This window comes from Corynebacterium sp. CCUG 65737 (assembly GCF_024454115.1).
GTDB classification, from domain to species: domain Bacteria; phylum Actinomycetota; class Actinomycetes; order Mycobacteriales; family Mycobacteriaceae; genus Corynebacterium; species Corynebacterium genitalium.
This window is the reverse complement of record NZ_JAGPZB010000001.1, coordinates 325,787-343,069: the sequence shown is the minus strand read 5'-3', so window position 1 is coordinate 343,069 and position 17,283 is coordinate 325,787. Positions and strand designations below refer to the sequence as shown.

General features: G+C 64.2%; 14 protein-coding genes. 11 read left to right on the top strand and 3 right to left on the bottom strand.

The features are described from left to right. Positions 1 to 9 precede the first annotated feature (9 nt). The 9 genes from KBX17_RS01785 to KBX17_RS01745 all read left to right on the top strand — a co-directional run bounded on the left by KBX17_RS01785 (position 10) and on the right by KBX17_RS01745 (position 10,161). On the top strand, positions 10 to 942 hold the full coding sequence (locus KBX17_RS01785; RefSeq protein ID WP_255994501.1) for a universal stress protein: 933 nt from the start codon (positions 10 to 12) through the stop codon (positions 940 to 942). Beyond that, positions 939 to 2,492, top strand: coding sequence for an APC family permease (locus tag KBX17_RS01780; protein WP_005286311.1), 1,554 nt, complete (start codon positions 939 to 941; stop codon positions 2,490 to 2,492). The genes KBX17_RS01785 and KBX17_RS01780 overlap by 4 nt, the downstream gene beginning before the upstream one ends. Before the next feature lie 110 nt (positions 2,493 to 2,602). After that, positions 2,603 to 3,988 (top strand): NAD-dependent succinate-semialdehyde dehydrogenase, encoded by a 1,386-nt coding sequence (locus KBX17_RS01775; protein WP_005286313.1) that lies wholly within the window; start codon positions 2,603 to 2,605, stop codon positions 3,986 to 3,988. A gap of 155 nt (positions 3,989 to 4,143) precedes the next feature. Then, positions 4,144 to 4,623, top strand: a complete 480-nt coding sequence (locus KBX17_RS01770) for a GNAT family N-acetyltransferase (protein ID WP_005286315.1) — start codon at positions 4,144 to 4,146, stop codon at positions 4,621 to 4,623. A gap of 299 nt (positions 4,624 to 4,922) precedes the next feature. Beyond that, on the top strand, positions 4,923 to 6,170 hold the full coding sequence (locus KBX17_RS01765; RefSeq protein ID WP_256018235.1) for an ABC transporter substrate-binding protein: 1,248 nt from the start codon (positions 4,923 to 4,925) through the stop codon (positions 6,168 to 6,170). Between the two features lie 341 nt (positions 6,171 to 6,511). Next, positions 6,512 to 7,519, top strand: coding sequence for a carbohydrate ABC transporter permease (locus tag KBX17_RS01760; RefSeq protein WP_256018313.1), 1,008 nt, complete (start codon positions 6,512 to 6,514; stop codon positions 7,517 to 7,519). Continuing rightward, positions 7,516 to 8,337 (top strand): carbohydrate ABC transporter permease, encoded by an 822-nt coding sequence (locus KBX17_RS01755; RefSeq protein ID WP_255998144.1) that lies wholly within the window; start codon positions 7,516 to 7,518, stop codon positions 8,335 to 8,337. The genes KBX17_RS01760 and KBX17_RS01755 overlap by 4 nt, the downstream gene beginning before the upstream one ends. Positions 8,338 to 8,383: 46 nt before the next feature. After that, complete coding sequence (locus tag KBX17_RS01750; protein ID WP_256018234.1) at positions 8,384 to 8,860, top strand: GNAT family N-acetyltransferase; 477 nt, start codon at positions 8,384 to 8,386, stop codon at positions 8,858 to 8,860. A 191-nt stretch (positions 8,861 to 9,051) separates the two neighbouring features. Then, positions 9,052 to 10,161 (top strand): HNH endonuclease signature motif containing protein, encoded by a 1,110-nt coding sequence (locus KBX17_RS01745; protein WP_256018233.1) that lies wholly within the window; start codon positions 9,052 to 9,054, stop codon positions 10,159 to 10,161. Between the two features lie 134 nt (positions 10,162 to 10,295). Here the strand turns inward: KBX17_RS01745 and KBX17_RS01740 are convergent, their stop codons facing one another. Both KBX17_RS01740 and KBX17_RS01735 read right to left on the bottom strand, forming a co-directional pair. Next, a complete protein-coding gene (locus tag KBX17_RS01740; protein ID WP_256018232.1) occupies positions 10,296 to 10,937 on the bottom strand; it encodes an ABC transporter ATP-binding protein in 642 nt (213 codons plus the stop codon). Continuing rightward, a complete protein-coding gene (locus KBX17_RS01735; protein WP_256018231.1) occupies positions 10,937 to 11,917 on the bottom strand; it encodes an ABC transporter permease in 981 nt (326 codons plus the stop codon). The genes KBX17_RS01740 and KBX17_RS01735 overlap by 1 nt, the downstream gene beginning before the upstream one ends. 111 nt (positions 11,918 to 12,028) lie before the next feature. Here KBX17_RS01735 and KBX17_RS01730 point away from each other — a divergent pair, with 111 nt between their 5' ends. Both KBX17_RS01730 and KBX17_RS01725 read left to right on the top strand, forming a co-directional pair. Then, complete coding sequence (locus tag KBX17_RS01730; RefSeq protein WP_256002358.1) at positions 12,029 to 13,186, top strand: sensor histidine kinase; 1,158 nt, start codon at positions 12,029 to 12,031, stop codon at positions 13,184 to 13,186. Beyond that, entirely contained in the window at positions 13,186 to 13,782 is a 597-nt protein-coding gene (locus KBX17_RS01725; RefSeq protein WP_256002357.1) for a response regulator transcription factor, read from the top strand. Before KBX17_RS01730 ends, KBX17_RS01725 begins: the two co-directional genes overlap by 1 nt. On the opposite strand, the gene KBX17_RS01720 is transcribed toward KBX17_RS01725, so the two are convergent. After that, positions 13,779 to 17,270 carry a pyruvate carboxylase gene (locus tag KBX17_RS01720; protein WP_256018230.1) on the bottom strand — a complete coding sequence of 1,164 codons (3,492 nt, stop codon included), beginning with the start codon at positions 17,268 to 17,270 and terminating at the stop codon, positions 13,779 to 13,781. The two genes, KBX17_RS01725 and KBX17_RS01720, sit on opposite strands and share 4 nt — an antisense overlap. Positions 17,271 to 17,283 lie beyond the last annotated feature (13 nt).

Sequence of the window (17,283 nt, the reverse complement as noted above, 5' to 3'; positions counted from 1 at the left end):
ATAGGTGATATGACACAACCGTCACCACAACCCACTGACCAGGGACCGGCGAAGATCCTGGTCGGATACCTCGCCACTCCGTCCGGCAGCGATGCCTTGAACCTCGGCATCGGCCTGGCGCGGAGTTGGAATGCCGACCTCGAGATCGCGATGGTCGTCCCCCACTCCGAGGCACATTCCGGCACGTACCCGCACACACGGGCGCATGAGACGGTGATCAGCCGCAAGCTGAGCACATGGCTGGAAGACGCGCTCGCGAAAGTTCCCGACGAGATCAACGCCACCGGCCGGGTCGTGTCGGGAAGCGACGCTGCGCGCTCACTCCACCGCACTGCGAAGGAGCTGGACTGCGACCTGATCATTCTGGGGACCCGCGGTGGCGGACTACTCCGTCGGTTCAGCATCGGGTCGTCGGCGAACACGCTGCTGCATTCGTCGTCGATCCCCGTCGCACTGGCACCGCCACGCTACGAGGCTCCCGAGCGCATTAGCCGCATCTCCTGCATGTTCGGCACGCTCTCCGGGTCGCACGAGCTAATCGACACCGCGATCCAGACAGCGAAGAAGTCCGGCAGCGAGCTCCGCCTCATCTCCTTCCTCACCCAGGAAGACGCAGGCGCGCTCAACCAGGAAGTCAGCCACAAGGTGCTGGAAAACGTCGAGGCGAACGCGAACCGCTACCTCGCGGAACAAGCAAAGCAGCTTGTCGACGCCGGGTCTGCCTCCACCGAGATCGTCACCGGAAAGACGGTCGCTGAGGCAGCCACCGAACTGGAGTGGAACGACGACGAAATCCTGCTCGCCGGGTCGTCGCGCCTGGCCACTGCAGGCCGAGTGTTCATGGGCCCGCGCGCTGCGAAGGTGCTTCGAACCTTGCCGATCCCGCTCGTGATCACTCCCGCACTGGAAAAGAAGGACGAGTCCGAGGAGGCGGGTGAATGAGCAAGCGTAAGAAGGTAGAGAACCTGGCACACCAGCCGTCGCAAAGCGAAAAGGGCCTCATCGCAGGACGTGTCGGCCTCATCGGTGCCGTCGTGATCGGCGTGAGCTGCATCGCCCCCTCGTACACGCTGACATCCGGTCTCGGCCCGACGATCTCTGAAGTCGGCGACCACGTCCCCGCTATCCTGCTGCTGGGTTTCTTCCCCATGCTGCTCGTCGCGTTTGCCTACCGCGAGCTGAATAACCGAGTGCCCGACTCGGGAACCTCGTTCACGTGGGCAACGAAAGCATTCGGCCCCTGGGTCGGCTGGATGGGCGGATGGGGCCTGATCACCGCGACGATCCTGGTGCTGTCGAATCTCGCAGCTGTGGCCGTGGACTTCTTCTATATCCTGCTCGCCCAGCTGACCGGCAATGAGGCGATCGCGGATCTCACCCGCAACCTATGGGTGAATATTCCGACGACGATCGCACTACTCGCAGTCGCCGCATACATCTCGTACCGCGGGCTCGAGTCCACGGAGAAACTCCAGTACTTCCTGGTCGCCTTGCAGCTGTTCACTCTCGTGCTCTTCGGCGGAATGGCGCTCTGGAACGCGTACCACGGCAAAGGCTTCGATTTTCACCCGGTTGAGGCGGATTGGTTCAATCCGCTGACCATCGGTGACTTCTCGACAGTGGCAGCTGGCATTTCCCTGTCGATCTTCATGTTCTGGGGCTGGGACGTCACCCTGACCATGAACGAGGAGACGAAGGATCCGGAGAAGACCCCGGGCCGCGCGGCCACGCTCACCGTGCTCGTGGTCATCACCGTCTATGTCCTCACCGCTGTCGCGGTCGTGGCCTGGGCAGGCACCGGCGACACCGGCTTAGGCGCCGGCAACCCGGAGAACCAAGAATCGATCTTCGCCGCGCTGGCGAGCCCGGTCATGGGACCGTGGGCGATTCTGATGTCGATTTCGGTGCTGGCGAGTTCATTCGCCTCCCTGCAGTCGACGATGGTCGGGCCTGCCCGCACCTTGCTGGCGATGGGCTTCTACAAGGCGCTGCCGCCGATCTTCGCGCAGATTAGCCCGAAATTCCACACCCCGGCAGTGGCCACTGCTGCCTCCGCTATCGCGGCAGGCGGGTTCTACACCGTGACCCGAATCGCGTCGGAAAATGCGCTGTGGGACACGATCACCGCCTTGGGCCTGATGATCTGCTTCTACTACGGCATCACCGCGTTTGCCTGTGTGTGGTTCTTCCGCAAGGAGATCACGGACTCGGTGCGCGGCTTCATCTTCCGCTTCTTGCTGCCATTGATCGGCGGCACGATGCTTCTGGCGATGTTCTTCGTCACCGCATTCGACTCGATCGATCCGTCCTACGGCTCCGGCTCCTCGATCTTTGGCGTGGGAACCGTGTTCGTGCTCGGCATGGGCATCCTCCTGCTTGGCGCCGTGCTCATGCTGTTCACACGCCTACGGCACCCGGCATTCTTCCGCAACGAGACCCTGCCACGGACCACGGCTGAAGACGATGAGCAAGGCGAGATGTTGACCATCTAGGCAGCGCACAAGGCACATCTGATTCACAGGGCGCCTCCCTACACTGGGCCGCACAAAAGAACACAGACAACGAGCACAGATAACGAAAGCTCTACGAATTAAGGAGAAACATGGCTGAGAAAGATATGTCCTACCGGGTAGAAAACCCGGCCACCGGCGAGGTCATCACGACCTTCCCCACCGCTACCGACGATGAGATCCAGGAGGTGCTCGCCGCCTCGGAAAAGGGCTTTAAAGAATGGTCCGCCCTCGACATTGCTGAGCGTAAGAAGTACGTGCTGCGCATCGCCGAGCTTTTCGACGAGCGCCAGGACGAGCTCGTGGAGATCATCGGCCGCGAAATGGGCAAGTCGCGCCCCCACGCCATTGACGAGGTGGAGCTGTCCGCCAATATCTTCCGCTACTACGCGAATAACGGCGAAGAGTTCGCCGCCGACCGGAAGATCGAGAGCTTCAACGGCGGCACCGCTGTGATCCGTCACCTCCCGCTCGGTGCCCTGGTGGGCATCATGCCGTGGAACTTCCCCTACTACCAGGTCGCACGTTTCGCGGCGCCGAACCTGATGAACGGAAACTCCATCATTCTCAAGCACGCTGAGATCTGTCCGGAGTCCTCCGCCGCGATCCAGAAGATCATCGAGGATGCTGGTGTCCCCGCGGGCGTGTACCAGAACGTGTACGCCTCCCACGATCAGATCACCACGATGATCGAGGATCCTCGCGTTCAGGGCGTCTCTTTGACCGGTTCCGAGCGCGCCGGTGCCGCTGTCGGCGCGACGGCAGGCAAGAACCTGAAGAAGGCAGTCTTGGAGCTCGGCGGGAACGACCCCTACGTGCTGCTGGACACCGACGACGTGAAGGCCGCCGCTGAGCTGGCGTGGGAGACCCGCATCTACAACATGGGCCAAGTCTGCAACGGCAATAAGCGCATGATCGTCATGGATGACATCTACGACGAGTTCGTCGACGAGCTGGTCAAGCTGGCCGAGCAAGCGAAGCCCGGCACGCCTGAGGAAGCTGGCGAGAACGGCATCTACTCCCCGCTGTCCTCCCGCGACGCCGCCGAGCGTCTCGACGAGCAGGTCACCCGCGCCGTCAAGGAAGGCGCAATGCTTCGCGCCGGTGGCGGCCTCGGTGACAACGCCTACTTTGCCCCGGCCGTGATCACCGACTTGGGCAAGGACAACTCGGTGTACAGCGAAGAGCTCTTCGGCCCGATCGCCCTCGTCTTCAAGGTTTCCTCCGACGAGGAAGCTCTCGAGCTGGCCAACGACACCCAGTACGGCCTCGGCGGCGCCGTCTTCTCCCAGGACACGGAGCGCGCACGCGCAATCGCCCGCCAGATCAACTCCGGCATGGCTAACGTGAACACCCCCGCAGGAGAGGGCGAAGAGATTCCATTCGGTGGCGTGAAGCGCTCTGGCTTCGGTCGCGAGCTCGGACCGCTGGGCATGGACGAATTCGTCAACAAGCAGCTGTACTTCGAAGAGGACTAAGCAGCCCGCCCCCCCATCACAACTGCCACTGCCCCTCTGTCTCTGCCGCTGCCGCGGAAACCAGAGACGAAGGGGCAGTTTTCTATGTCATTAAGGATAATTAGATTCTCATAAGTGGCGTCTATTAATCGTGCGTTTCGTTATAATTGGTGTTTATGGAATTCAGACTCAAGCCCGCCACCGAATCGGACCGCACCTACATCCGTCGTCTGTACTACTTGGCAGATGTTTTCGGAGACGAGTCCAAGCGACTCAGCAGCGGCCAGGAGAAGGTCAAGGCATTTGTCGACGATTGGTCGCCCGAGAATGACGGTGGCTGGATCGCCCACGACCAGGACCAAACCCCGGCCGGTGGCATCTGGCTGCGCTACTGGGAAAATGGCGACAAGACCAGCGAGGCCAACCTGGGCCCGGACGTGCCGGAGCTGATCCTCGCTGTGGAGGAGCGCTCCCACGGCTACGGCCTCAGTGCCGTGCTGCTGCACTCCGTGTGCGAGCTTGCCATCGACCAGGGCGCGAAGCGCATTGCGCTCGAGGTCATGCCTGAAAACAAGCGTGCGCGCTACGTGTACGACAAGTTCGGCTTCATCCCCACCAAGGAGAACCCGAACGTGATGTACCGCGACTTGGTCTAAGTTCTCACCATCACCGATATTCCGCCGTGCGCCCGCTTTCGGGCCGCGGCGGTTTTCGTATTGCACGCGTTGCACGCGGCTGGCTCTCCCCCCTAACCGCGGGGTGCGCGACGGGAAGAAATACACGTTTTTCGTGTGACGGCTGCGACCAAACGGGCCTTATCCGGAATGAAACCCCCGGGTCGGGGGTGACGGGTGTGGTATTTCTGCAGGATTGTTCACTGAAAATTCACTGAATCCCGGTTTCAAGGCACGCGTTATTTAACATTGGGGAAACCTCCTATCTGAAAGGTCTACGCATGAAACTTCACGCAACCCGTCGTCGGACTGGCGCAGCGCTGTGCGCAATCGCACTGTCCGCTACTACTCTCGCAGCATGCTCCAGCGATTCCTCCGGCTCCAACGGCGGCTCGGAAGGCGCCGGCGAGCGAGGCCCCATCACCTTCGCCATGGGCCGCAATGACACGGACAAGCTGACCCCGATCATCGATGCGTGGAATGCGGAGCACCCGGACGAACAGGTGACTCTGAAGGAGCTCGCCGGTGAGGCCGACGATCAGCGCGACACCCTCGTGCAGTCGCTTCAGGCAGGCAACTCCGACTACGACGTGATGGCCCTCGACGTTGTGTGGACCGCAGACTTCGCAGCGAACCAATGGCTCGTACCTTTAGAAGGCGACTTCGCAGTGGACACCTCCAAGCTGCTGCAGCCCACGGTGGAGTCCGCCACCTACAACGACACCCTCTACGCACTGCCGCAGAACACCAATGGCCAGCTGCTGTTCCGCAACGTGGACAAAATCGACTCGAAGCCGGACACATTCGCCGACATCACCTCCGCCTGCGAGGCAGTTGAAGGTGACTGCCTGACCACCCAGCTCAAGCAATACGAAGGCCTCACCGTGAACACGGTCGGCTTCATGAACGGCTGGGGCGGCGAGGTGCTCGACAGCAACGGCGAACCCACAGTTGAATCGGACGAAGCAAAGGCAGGCTTGGAAGCGCTGGTGAATGCCTACAAGGACGGCACAATCTCCAAGAACTCCACCTCCGCCACGGAAGAAGAGACCAACATCGCCTTCACCGAAGGCACGACTGCTCTGGCCATCAACTGGCCGTACATGTACGCCAACGCCAAAGACAACGGCATCAACTTCGAGGTCCAGCCGCTCGTCGGCGCAGACGGAGTGGGCACGTCCACCCTGGGCGGCTACAACAACGGAATCAACGTCAACTCGCAGCACAAGGCCACCGCGCACGACTTCATCCAGTTCATCATCAACGAGGAAAACCAGCGCTCCTTCGCAGAAGCATCCTTCCCGCCGGTGCTGGCATCCGTCTACGACGACCCAGACCTTATTGAGCAGCAACCCTACCTGCCTGCCCTGAAAGAATCCCTGGAGAACGCCAAGCCGCGACCGGTGTCCCCGTTCTACCCAGCCATCTCGAAGGCAATCCAGGACAACGCCTACGCCGCCCTGAACGGCAACAAGAACGTAGACGAAGCCACCAAGGACATGGCCGCAGCTATCAAGCAAGCACAGTAGGAGTCTCCATGGGGCGTGCGGCTGCTCGCAGCGCGCACTGTCAACGTGACAGACAGCGCGGGCGTGGGCTGAGCCACGTTGACTTCGAATCAGCTCCCTAGACTAACGCCTGCAACGGATTGCCCCCCGTTGCGGGCGTTCGCCCGTTCTTCCTTCTCACCAGCCAACGCATGAAGGGTCAATCCCCGATGAGCACCCCGATCAACGCTAGCGCCGCGTCGTCGACGACCACGCGGACGCCCGACCGAACCAGTTCCACCGCCGCGCCTGATCCGCGTCAACGCCGTGGCCGCAGCACCTCCCCCGACGCGCGGCGAGCATACCTGCTCATTGCGCCGGCAATGCTGTTTCTCGCCGTTGTCATCGGCTATCCGATTGTGCGGGCGATCTGGTTGTCCTTCCAATCCAACCGGCACCTCGATCCAGCAACAGGAGTCTTCGTCGAAGGCGGATTCGCTGGGTTAGACAACTACCTCTACTGGATCAACAACCAATGCATGACTCCCTCCGGCACCGTCGGTGACTGCCCGCCGGGCGTGCTGTCCACCGACTTTTGGCCTGCCGTGGGTGTCACGTTGTTCTTCACCGTGGTCACCGTTTCGCTCGAAGTCGTGCTGGGCATGATCATGGCGCTGATCATGAACCACCCCTCCCGGATCCGCTCCCTGATTCGCGCGGCAGTGCTCATTCCGTGGGCCATTCCTACCGCAGTGACCGCACAGCTATGGAAATTCATGTTCGCTCCCAACGGTCTGGTGAACTCGCTGCTTGGACAATCCATTGCGTGGACAACGCACCCGTGGGCGGCACGTGTTGCTGTGATCATCGCGGACGTGTGGAAAACAACCCCCTTCGTCGCCCTGTTGATCCTGGCGGGGCTGCAAATGGTGCCCAAGGATGTTTACGAAGCAGCACACGTAGACGGAGCCTCTGCGTGGCAAACCTTCACCCGCATCACTCTTCCCTTAGTGCGCCCGACACTCATGGTGGCGGTGCTCTTCCGCACACTCGATGCCCTGCGCATGTACGACCTGCCAGTGATCATGATCTCTGACTCGTCCAACTCCCCCACTGCCACGATCTCCCAGCTCGTCGTCGAAGACATGCGCCAGGGCAACTTCAATTCAGCCGCCGCACTGTCTACGTTGATCTTCCTGCTCATCTTCACGGTGGCGTTCATCATGATCCGCTTCCTCGGTGCAGATGTGGGTGGGGACGCTGAGGGTGGCAGCAAGACCGACAAGCAACGCGCCCGCCGTCAGCGCCGGGCACGCGGAGGCAGCAAGAAAGACTCGACCGGAGCAACCGCCGACGCACACAACGCAGTGGAACAGGAGCCAGCACGATGAAGAAAATCGGACACTACATTGGCGTGGCCTTCATTCTGCTGTGGGGGTTAGCACCGTTCTACTGGATGCTGGTCACCGCGCTACGAGACAAGAATTTCACCTTCGACACCACTCCGTGGCCCACGCACGTCACGTTGGACAACTTCCGGGATGCGCTGGTCACGGACAAAGGCAACGATTTTCTTGGCGCAATCGGCAACTCGCTGATCATTTCGCTCACGACGACAGCACTTGCTGTCGCTGTGGGTGTTTTCACCGGCTACGCCCTAGCTCGGCTGAACTTTCCCGGCAAAGGCATTGTCACCGGTATCATTCTGGCCGCGTCGATGTTCCCTGGAATCGCGCTTGTCACCCCGCTTTTCCAGCTTTTCAGTGACATCGGCTGGATTGGCACCTACCGGGCAATGATCATTCCGAATATTTCCTTCGCGTTGCCGTTGACGGTGTACACGCTCATCGCGTTCTTCCGGCAGTTGCCGTGGGAGCTGGAAGAAGCCGCCCGCGTCGATGGGGCAACGCGCGCCCAGGCGTTCCGCCTCGTGCTCTTGCCCTTGGCGGCGCCCGGGATTTTCACCACCGCGATCATCGCGTTCATTGCGACGTGGAACGAGTTCATGCTGTCACGCCAGCTGTCCACCGAGGCCACCGAACCGGTGACTGTGGCCATCGCCCGTTTCGCTGGCCCGAGCGCATTCGAGTACCCGTATGCCTCGATCATGGCGGCGGGTTCGCTGGTCACCGTGCCACTGATCGTCATGGTGCTCATTTTCCAGCGGCGCATTATCTCCGGGCTGACCGCCGGCGGTGTCAAGGGGTAGACAGGAGAGAAGAAATCCACGGCCAACAACGTCAACGGAGGTAACCATGAAATTCACGCTTGTTCCCGCCACCGAGTCCGACCGCACGTACTTGCGCCGGCTCGACTACCTTGCCGACGTCTTCGGCGACGAGTCGCGCCGCCGCCACGGAAGCGTCCAAAGCGCCGAAGAGTACGTGGGCAAGTGGTCCCCCGAGCACGACGGCGGCTTCATCGCCTACGACGACGAACTCGTCCCCGCCGGCGGCGTGTGGCTGCGCTATTGGAAGCCCGGCGAGGACTACTCCACAGCCAACCTGGGCCCCGACATTCCTGAGCTAGCCATCGCCGTGGAGAACCGCTCCCACGGCCACCGGCTGGGCCGCATCCTGCTGCAAGCCGCGTGCGACCTCGCCACCGAGCACCGCGCCCGCACCATTGCGCTGCACGTCGAACCCGGCAACGACCGCGCCCGCCACGTCTACGAAGATTTTGGTTTCGTGCAGTCCGACCACCACCCGGAAGTGATGGTCAAGCAGCTCTAGAGGCGCTCTAAACCCCCCAAACCCTTATTAGACTTCCGCGGGGCGGTTTCGGTTCCCTGCGGGCGAAAAAAGTTCGCCGGATGTGGATAACTTTGCGCTGGTCCTGGCACTTTTATTTGCCGCGTTGCGCGCTTTCCACAGCTTGGCGCTAGGCCTTTCCTTCCCGGTGGAGCTGGGTTAGCGTCCGAGGCATGAGCCAATCCAGCCCGCTTCTTGAGCTCCTCACCGGCATCGGCCTCGAGGACCTCTCCAGCTTCAACCGCGCCGCGTTCCTCGACGCCGGCCTGTCGCCTGCCAGGGTGACGGAGCTGCACCTCGTCCACTCCGCGTACTACGGCACCACCGCCACGCCCGAGACGGTCACGGCCGCGGTCGAATCTGGTGTGTGTATCGATATGCTCGCCCAGATTGAGCGCTGCATCCGCCACATAGCCTCCGACAGCGCCCGCGCGCGTTATCGCCTGGCGCTTATCGACGCCGCCGCCACCACAGCCACCACCTGCGCCTCCCTCGCGCGTTACGCCAAGACTATCGTCCCCGCCAAGGAGGCAAAGCCGGTCAAGGGGGCGCACTTCGGCCTGTCGCGCAATGGCCTGCGCACGGCGATCATCACTGCTGACGAGCACGTCATGGCCGACCTGGAGGCGTCGCTACGCGGCGGCATCAACCGTGACAAGCCTGCCGCGCCGCAGATGGCCGCCGCCTTCGAAGACCTGATGCGCTCCGGGGCTGGGGTGCCTGCCGCTGCTCCCCGGCCGCTCGTCCTCGTCCCGGCGCCGGAGCTCGCGCGCGTTATCGCCGGCGACGGTGATGATGTTGTCCTGGGCTTGAGCGACGGCACCACGATGAGCGGTGCAGACTTTGTGAACCGGTTCCTCGCTGGCCCCGCCTACGGCATTGAGGCCGCACTGTTCCACCCCACCGAGGGGCCGCTGAACCACTACCGCGACAAACGCTTCGCCAGCGAAAAGCAGCGCACCCTGGCCAAGGCCACCCAACCGATCTGTGCTAGCCCCGACTGCCGCCGGCCCGCCGACCACTGCGAAATTCACCACGCGCAAGCCTGGAAGAACGGCGGTCTGACCAACATGGACAACCTGACGGTCCTGTGCGAGTACCACAACCGCGTTAACGACGACGATGACCACATCCGCAAACGCGGCCGCATCGAAATTCGAGGCGGCCGCCACGTCTGGGTCTCCCCCACCGGTTACCCGCGGACCAACACTCGCCACCCGTTCGGCGCGATGCACACGCTCTTCGGGCGCTGGAGGAAGCGGCCCGCGACTGCCACCAGTTAGCCCGGCAAAGAAACGCGGCCGCCGCCCGCAACACTTGACACTTGCCGTATCACGCGAACGCTCTGCTGCCGAAAACACCGAAACCCGTCCCGCGTATGCGGCAGACGGGCTAGCTGGCGTGCCTGACAGCAGAGTTAGGCGAAGGCTGGGGTGTGCTCGTCCATCTCGAAGACCTCGTCGGTGGTGGAGATGAGCGAGCGGTCATGGGTGACAAACCCGCAGGCGACGCCATGCTCGTCGACAAGCCGGCGAAGCAGGGCGACGATCTCATGGGAGCGGTCGGAATCGAGGGCGGCAGTCGGCTCGTCGGCCAGGATGAGCTCCGGGGAGCCCATCAAGGCCCGCGCGATGCCGACGCGCTGGCGCTGGCCACCCGAGAGCGCCTGCATGTCGCGGTCGCCGAGGCCGTCGAGACCGACGGTGGCCAGCAGCTCATCCGCGCGGTCTTTACGGGGTTTGATGCCGCGGATGTGATCAGTGACCAGCAGCTGGTCGCGGACGTTGAGGGCGCTAATCAGGTTGGCCTGCTGGAAGATCATGCCCATGTGGTCGCGTCGCACAGCGTCGTTGACCTCACGGCCGTTCAGGGTGGCGGTGCCGGAGTCCGGGGTGATAAGGCCGGCGGCGATGGACAGCAGAGTGGACTTGCCGGAGCCCGATTCACCGACGATGAAGGTGAGCTGGCCCGGCTGCGCGGTGAAGTTGATGGCATCGAGGACGGTGCGGCGCTCCTCGCCATCCTGGAAGGACACGGTGACATCGGTGAGTTCGAGCATTATGCGACACCTCCGAGTGCGCTTTGCGGGTTGACTTTGGTGATCGAGCGGGTGGCCACCAGGGCGCCGGCCATGCCTAGGAGCCACACGGCGACCGGGGGCACACCGATCACGGACGCCGACAGAGTGAACGGCGCGGTGCCGACCATGGCCAGGCCGATGCCGAAAGCTGCCAGCCCGCCGATGAGCACGCCGACGAGCAGCAGCACAGCCGACTGGCCGAGCGCGTCTTTGAGCAGGTACGTGTTGGAGGCGCCGATGGCCTTCAAGATGGCCAGGTCGCGGGTGCGCTGCATCGTCCACACGGTGAGGAAGGCGATGATCACCAGCGCAGCGATGGCGTAGAGGAAGCCCTGGATCATCTTCAGCGAGCCCTGCTCGGAGGAGTACGCCGCCAGACCCTGGAAGGACTCGGTAAGGGAGACGCCGTCGGCGCGGTCAGGGTCGTTGGACAGCAGCACGGTGCCGTCGGCGTCGGTATGGAAGGCCTCCTGCCAGGTCTCGGTGGGCACCCACAGCACCGGGGTGTGGGAGAAGTGGAGGTCCGCGGTCACGGCGTCGACGGTGGTGGTGGCGGGGCCGAGGCGCAGGGCGTCGTCACGCGAAAGGCCGAGCGACTCCGAGGCGACCGCACCGTCGCCCAGGACCTCTCCCCCGGGCAACGTGGTGCCGCGCGGCAGGGAGAGCACGGCGACGGATTCTTCGTCGCCGCCGTCGACCTGCATGAGGGTCTGACCCGTGCCGAGCGGTTCCGTGCCTGCCTCCGCCCCAACGCGCGAGGTGGTGAACGACGGCTCCGACGGATCCTCGAAAACAACGGACTGCGGTGCGAGCGCCTCGAGCGCGGACGTGTTCTGCTTGCCCAGGCCCGACGTCAGCCCGGTGAGCACGGCGACGAGCAGGGTGATCAGCGCGACGGTGCCCACGATGAGCCCGAAGCGCCCCTTTGCTTTCCTGATTTCTCTGGTTCCCACGAACATGCCTCAATTGTGGCGCTGACCTGCACTCTTACACATCGGGCGGGTGGTTGAAATCGCGATCAACCGATCGGTTGATCAAGCATGCGCCAGCAAGCGGATAGGGTTGCGCGCATGACGTCGCACCGGATTCTGGCCACTCTGCGCGTGAGCTTGCACGTGTTGGTGGCTGTGCTGTTGGTTGTCGGTCTCGTAGGCACGCGGGACTGGCTCACTGTCGCTGCCGCGGGCACATTCGCGGCTGTGTATTTGTTCGGCACAGTGCACCAGAACCGCGGTGGCGCGTACACGCAGGCGCAAGCGGCGGTGTGGCTGGCGGTGGTCATTGCGGTGTGGGTGGCGCTGGCGTTGCTGTCGCCGTCGTTCGTGTGGCTGGAGTTCCCACTGGTGATGGTGGCGTGCTTTGTGCTGCCGACGTGGTGGGGCATCGCGGTGACGGCGGGGTTGTTGGCGTTCACGCTGTCGGTGACGGTCCCGGCGAACGGGGTGGGCGGGTTGATCGGCCCGACGATCGGCACGGTGTTGGCGGTCGGCATCGTGCACGCGTACCGCGCGCTGCGGGCGGAGGCGGAGCATTACCGCCAGGTCGCCGCGGATCTTCGCGCCGCGCAGTTGGAGCTCGCCGCCGCCGAGCACGAGGCAGGACGTGCGGAGGAGCGCGCGCGCCTAGCCCGCGAGGTCCACGACACCATGGCGCAGGGGCTCAGTTCGATCGTGCTGCTCGCCCGCTCGCTGGACAAGCAGCTTAGCGACGCCCCCTCCCGCGACACCCTCGCCATCATCCACGACACAGCAGCCGACAATTTGGCGGAGGCCCGCCGGTTCGTCACCAGCAACTCAGGGGGCAGCACTGGAGCTGGAGCTGGGCCTGAAGTTGGAGCCAGGACTGGCTCTGGCGCGAAGGAGCCGCTGACCGCGCGTATCGAGCGCCTCGCCCGCTCCGCTGAAGCCCGCCAGAAAGCTCTCGGCACTCCGCTTCAGGTCCGCGTGAACGCGGTCGACCTGCCGGAGCCGGTTGCGTCGGTGGTGGAGCGGGTGGTCCGGGAGGGGCTGAGTAACGTCGTCAAGCATGCGGGGGCGACGCTGACGGTGGTGACGGTGGATAAGCTGGGGGCGCACGCGACCGTCGACATTTACGACAACGGCCGCGGCATCACCGGGCCGGAAGGCTACGGGCTGAAAGGGCTGCGTGCGCGTGTGGAAGAAGCCGGCGGCGATCTCACCGTCGAAGGCAACGTGCTCGCAGCATCGCTGCCGCTGGAAGGAGCCTAATGCGCGTCATGCTTATCGACGACCACCCCATCGTCCGCGCCGGCCTGCGCGCCGTCCTCAACTCATTCGGCGACATTGACGTCGTCGCCGAGGCTTCCGACGGCACGGCCGAGGTCCCGGCGGACGTCGATGTGGTGGTCAGCGACATCCAGATGCCCGGCGCCGACGGGATCGAACTGACCCGCCGGCTCGTGGCTGAGGGCGGGCCACCCGTGCTCATCCTGACCACGTATGACACCCAGGCGGACGTCGTTGCGGCCGTCGAAGCCGGCGCGATGGGTTACCTGCTCAAAGACGCGCCGGAGGACGAGCTGCACGACGCCGTCGTTGCCGCCGCACAGCGCGAACGCACCCTGTCCCCGCAGGTCGCCAACACGCTCGCCGAGCGGGTACTCAAGCCGGACGAGGCGCTATCCGGCCGCGAGATCGAACTGCTCAAAGCGCTGCAGACCGGCATGTCGAACCGTGACATCGCCGAGGCGTTATTCATCTCGCAAGCGACGGTGAAGACTCACCTGATCCACATCTATGCGAAGTTGGGCGTGGATAACCGCACGGCGGCCGTCGATAAGGCGCGGGAGCGCAGAATCATCTAGCTGCCCGCGGTGACCACAGCCACCAGGTCGCCGCCTTCGACCTTCGTCGACTGGGTGAACGCAAGGCGCTCGACGGTGCCGTCGTGCGGCGCGGAGATCGCAGCCTCCATCTTCATCGCCTCGATCGTGGCGATCGGGTCGCCCGCCTTGACCGTGTCGCCCACCTTCGCGGTGATGGTGACCACCCCGGCGAACGGGACGGCGACGTGGTTCGGGTTGCCCGGATCAGCCTTCTCGGCGTCGGCGACGGTGGACTCGGCGTTCTCGTCGCGGATCGTCATCGGGCGGACCTGGCCGTTGACGGTGAGAATGACCTGGCGCATGCCCTTCTCGTCCGGCTCACTCATCGCGTCCAGGCGCACGACCAACGGTGTCTGCTTCGAGTCGATCTCGCCGTAGTAGATCATCACTTCCTTTCCCTCTTCCAGGCCGTAGAAGAAGGCCTTGTCGCCGAGCTGGTCGGTGATGCCGTAAAGGCGACGGTGCTCCAGGTAGGACTCGTACTCCTTCGGGAAGAGCAGCTTGTCCAGGGCGACGCGGCGGCGCTTCTGCGCCTCGCCGGCATCCGCAGCGTCAGCTGAGTTGTCCGAGCCGTCCGTTGCGGCGAGTTCGGCTGCGAGGTCGTCGGGCACCTGCACCGTGCGGTCCACCGGCGCGCGGTCGGCCAGCGCCTTCTCGCGCAGCAGCGGCCAGCCGCCGGGCGGGGTGCCCAGCTCACCCTGCAGGAAGCCGATGACGGACTCGGGAATGTCGTACTTGCGCGGGTTCTCCGCGAACTCTTCCGGGGTCACCCCCGCGCCGACGAGGTAGAGGGCCAGGTCGCCGACGACCTTCGACGACGGCGTCACCTTCGTGGGGCGGCCGAGGATCTCGTTGACGCCGGCGTAGTAGTCCTCGACAAGCTCGAAGCGGTCGGCCAGGCCCAGGGCCCTGGCTTGAGTGCGCAGGTTGGACAGCTGGCCGCCGGGGATTTCGTGCTTGTACACCCGACCGGTCGGGCCGGGAATGCCGGATTCGAACGGCGCGTAGACGGCGCGCACTGCCTCCCAGTACGGCTCCATGTCGGAGACAGCTTGCAGCGGGATGCCGGTGTCGCGCTCAGTGTTGGCAAAGGCTGCGACGAGCGCCGACATGGACGGCTGCGAGGTCGTGCCCGCCAGCGGCGCGGAGGCGACGTCCACAGCGTCGGCACCAGCGTTCGCCGCCGCCAGGTAGGTGGCCAGTTGGCCGCCTGCGGTGTCGTGGGTGTGCACGTGAACGGGCAGGTCGAAACGCTCCCGCAGCGCAGTGACCAGCTTGGCGGCAGCCGCCGGGCGCAACAGGCCAGCCATGTCCTTGATCGCCAGGACGTGGGCGCCGGTCTCAACGATCTCCTCGGCCAGTCGCAGGTAGTAGTCGAGGGTGTAGATGTCCTCCGCAGGGTCGAGCAGGTTACCGGAGTAAGCCATCGCGACCTCGGCGACCGTCGTGTTCGTTTCCAGGACGGCGTCGATGGCCGGGCGCATCTGGGAGACGTCGTTAAGCGCGTCGAAGATGCGGAAGATGTCGATGCCGCTGGAGGCGGCCTCGCTCACGAACGCGCGCGTGACGGACTCCGGGTACGGGATGTAGCCGACGGTGTTGCGCCCGCGCAGCAGCATCTGGATGTTCACGTTGGGCATCGCCTCGCGCAGCTCGTCGAGACGCATCCACGGCGACTCGTGCAAGAAGCGCATGGCGACGTCGAAGGTCGCCCCGCCCCACGCCTCCACCGACACCAGATCCGGGGTGAGGTGGCCGACGTGCTTTGCCGCGGCGACGAGCGTGTTCGTGCGCACGCGCGTGGCCAGCAGCGACTGGTGCGCATCGCGAAACGTCGTCTCGGTGATACCCAGCGCGGTCTGGTTACGCAGCTTCTCCGCCCACTTCGCGGGGCCGAGTTCGAGCAGGTCGTCGCGGGAACCGCGCGGCAGCTCACCATAGTCCAGCGGCGGCAACTTCTTCGACGGCTGCAGCGTCGACGGGCACGGCCCGTTCGGCTGGTTCACCGTGACGGTGGCCAGGTAGTTGAGGATCTTCTCGGCGTCGTCGGCGGCGGATGGGGCGTCGAGAAGCAGCGGGTGGTCGGCGATGAAGCCGGTGTTGATGCGCTGGTAGCGGAAGTCCGGCTCGCTCAGCAGCGCGCGCAGGAAGCCGATGTTGGTGGACACGCCGTCGACTGCGAACTCTTTGAGCGCCCGCAGCGCGCGGTCGACGGCGACCTGGAAGGTGCGGCCGCGGCAGGTCATCTTCACTAGCAACGAGTCGAAGTTGGGGGTGATTTCGGTGCCGACGGCGACGGAGCCGTCGAGACGCACGCCCGCACCGCCCGGCGAACGGTAGCCAGTGATGGTGCCTGCGTCGGGACGGAAGCCGTTCTTCGGGTCTTCGGTGGTGATGCGGCACTGCAGCGCAGCACCTTGGACGGAGATCTCTTCCTGGCGCAGGTGCAGTGCGTCCAAGGTGGCGCCGGCGGCAATGTACATCTGGTTCTTCACGATGTCGATGCCGGTGACTTCCTCCGTCACCGTGTGCTCGACCTGCACGCGCGGGTTCATCTCGATGAAGACGTGGTTGCCGGCTTCGTCGACAAGAAACTCGACGGTGCCCGCACCTTCGTAGTTGATCTCCTTGCTGAAGTTGACCGCGTCCTGGCAGATGCGCTGGCGCTGCTCCTCGGTGATGTGCTGCGCGGGCGCGATCTCGACGACCTTCTGGTGGCGGCGCTGCACAGAGCAATCGCGCTCGAAGAGGTGCACCACGTTGCCGTGCGCGTCAGCCATGATCTGCACCTCGATGTGCTGCGGGTTGATCACGGCGCGCTCGATGTAGACATCCGGGTCGCCGAATGCGGCTTCAGCTTCGCGGCTGGCTTCTGCTGCCAGTGCAGCCAGGTCCTCGCGCTTTTCGACGAAACGCATCCCGCGTCCCCCGCCACCCGCAACCGCTTTGACGAACACGGGGAACTCGAAGTCCTCAGCGAACTTTTCCAGCTCAGCAGGGTCAGAGGATGGCTCGGAGTCCTTCAGCGTGGGCAGGCCGGCACGCTCGGCGGCCTGGACTGCAGCGGCCTTGTCGCCGGTCAGGTCGAGCGTTTCCGCGGACGGGCCAATGAACTTGATGCCCTCTTCGCGGCAGCGGCGCGCCAGCTCTGCGCGCTCCGACAGGAAGCCGTAGCCGGGGTAGATCGCGTCGGCGCCGGTCTGCTTCGCGGCGTCGATAATGCTCTCGATGTCGAGGTATGCCTTGACCGGCTGGCCTTCCGTGCCGATCAGCACTGCCTCGTCCGCAAACGGGCGGTGGAAGGAGTGGCGGTCTTCGCGCGGGTACACGGCGACGGTTTTCGCGCCGGTCTCCACGGCGGCGCGGAAGGCGCGCACGGCGATCTCGCCGCGGTTAGCCACGAGCACCTTGGAGAAGGTGGGAAGATCTGTCGGATCGGGGAGGCTCGTCGTCTGCGGGGTGGTCATGGTGGGGTTTCGT

Excerpts from the sequence above, each read along its gene's own strand:
- KBX17_RS01785 (WP_255994501.1), top strand. The coding sequence starts at position 10 with ATGACACAACCGTCACCACAACCCACTGACCAGGGACCGGCGAAGATC.
- KBX17_RS01780 (WP_005286311.1), top strand. The coding sequence starts at position 939 with ATGAGCAAGCGTAAGAAGGTAGAGAACCTGGCACACCAGCCGTCGCAA.
- KBX17_RS01775 (WP_005286313.1), top strand. The coding sequence starts at position 2,603 with ATGGCTGAGAAAGATATGTCCTACCGGGTAGAAAACCCGGCCACCGGC.
- KBX17_RS01770 (WP_005286315.1), top strand. The coding sequence starts at position 4,144 with ATGGAATTCAGACTCAAGCCCGCCACCGAATCGGACCGCACCTACATC.
- KBX17_RS01765 (WP_256018235.1), top strand. The coding sequence starts at position 4,923 with ATGAAACTTCACGCAACCCGTCGTCGGACTGGCGCAGCGCTGTGCGCA.
- KBX17_RS01760 (WP_256018313.1), top strand. The coding sequence starts at position 6,512 with ATGCTGTTTCTCGCCGTTGTCATCGGCTATCCGATTGTGCGGGCGATC.
- KBX17_RS01755 (WP_255998144.1), top strand. The coding sequence starts at position 7,516 with ATGAAGAAAATCGGACACTACATTGGCGTGGCCTTCATTCTGCTGTGG.
- KBX17_RS01750 (WP_256018234.1), top strand. The coding sequence starts at position 8,384 with ATGAAATTCACGCTTGTTCCCGCCACCGAGTCCGACCGCACGTACTTG.
- KBX17_RS01745 (WP_256018233.1), top strand. The coding sequence starts at position 9,052 with ATGAGCCAATCCAGCCCGCTTCTTGAGCTCCTCACCGGCATCGGCCTC.
- KBX17_RS01740 (WP_256018232.1), bottom strand. The coding sequence starts at position 10,937 with ATGCTCGAACTCACCGATGTCACCGTGTCCTTCCAGGATGGCGAGGAG.
- KBX17_RS01735 (WP_256018231.1), bottom strand. The coding sequence starts at position 11,917 with ATGTTCGTGGGAACCAGAGAAATCAGGAAAGCAAAGGGGCGCTTCGGG.
- KBX17_RS01730 (WP_256002358.1), top strand. The coding sequence starts at position 12,029 with ATGACGTCGCACCGGATTCTGGCCACTCTGCGCGTGAGCTTGCACGTG.
- KBX17_RS01725 (WP_256002357.1), top strand. The coding sequence starts at position 13,186 with ATGCGCGTCATGCTTATCGACGACCACCCCATCGTCCGCGCCGGCCTG.
- KBX17_RS01720 (WP_256018230.1), bottom strand. The coding sequence starts at position 17,270 with ATGACCACCCCGCAGACGACGAGCCTCCCCGATCCGACAGATCTTCCC.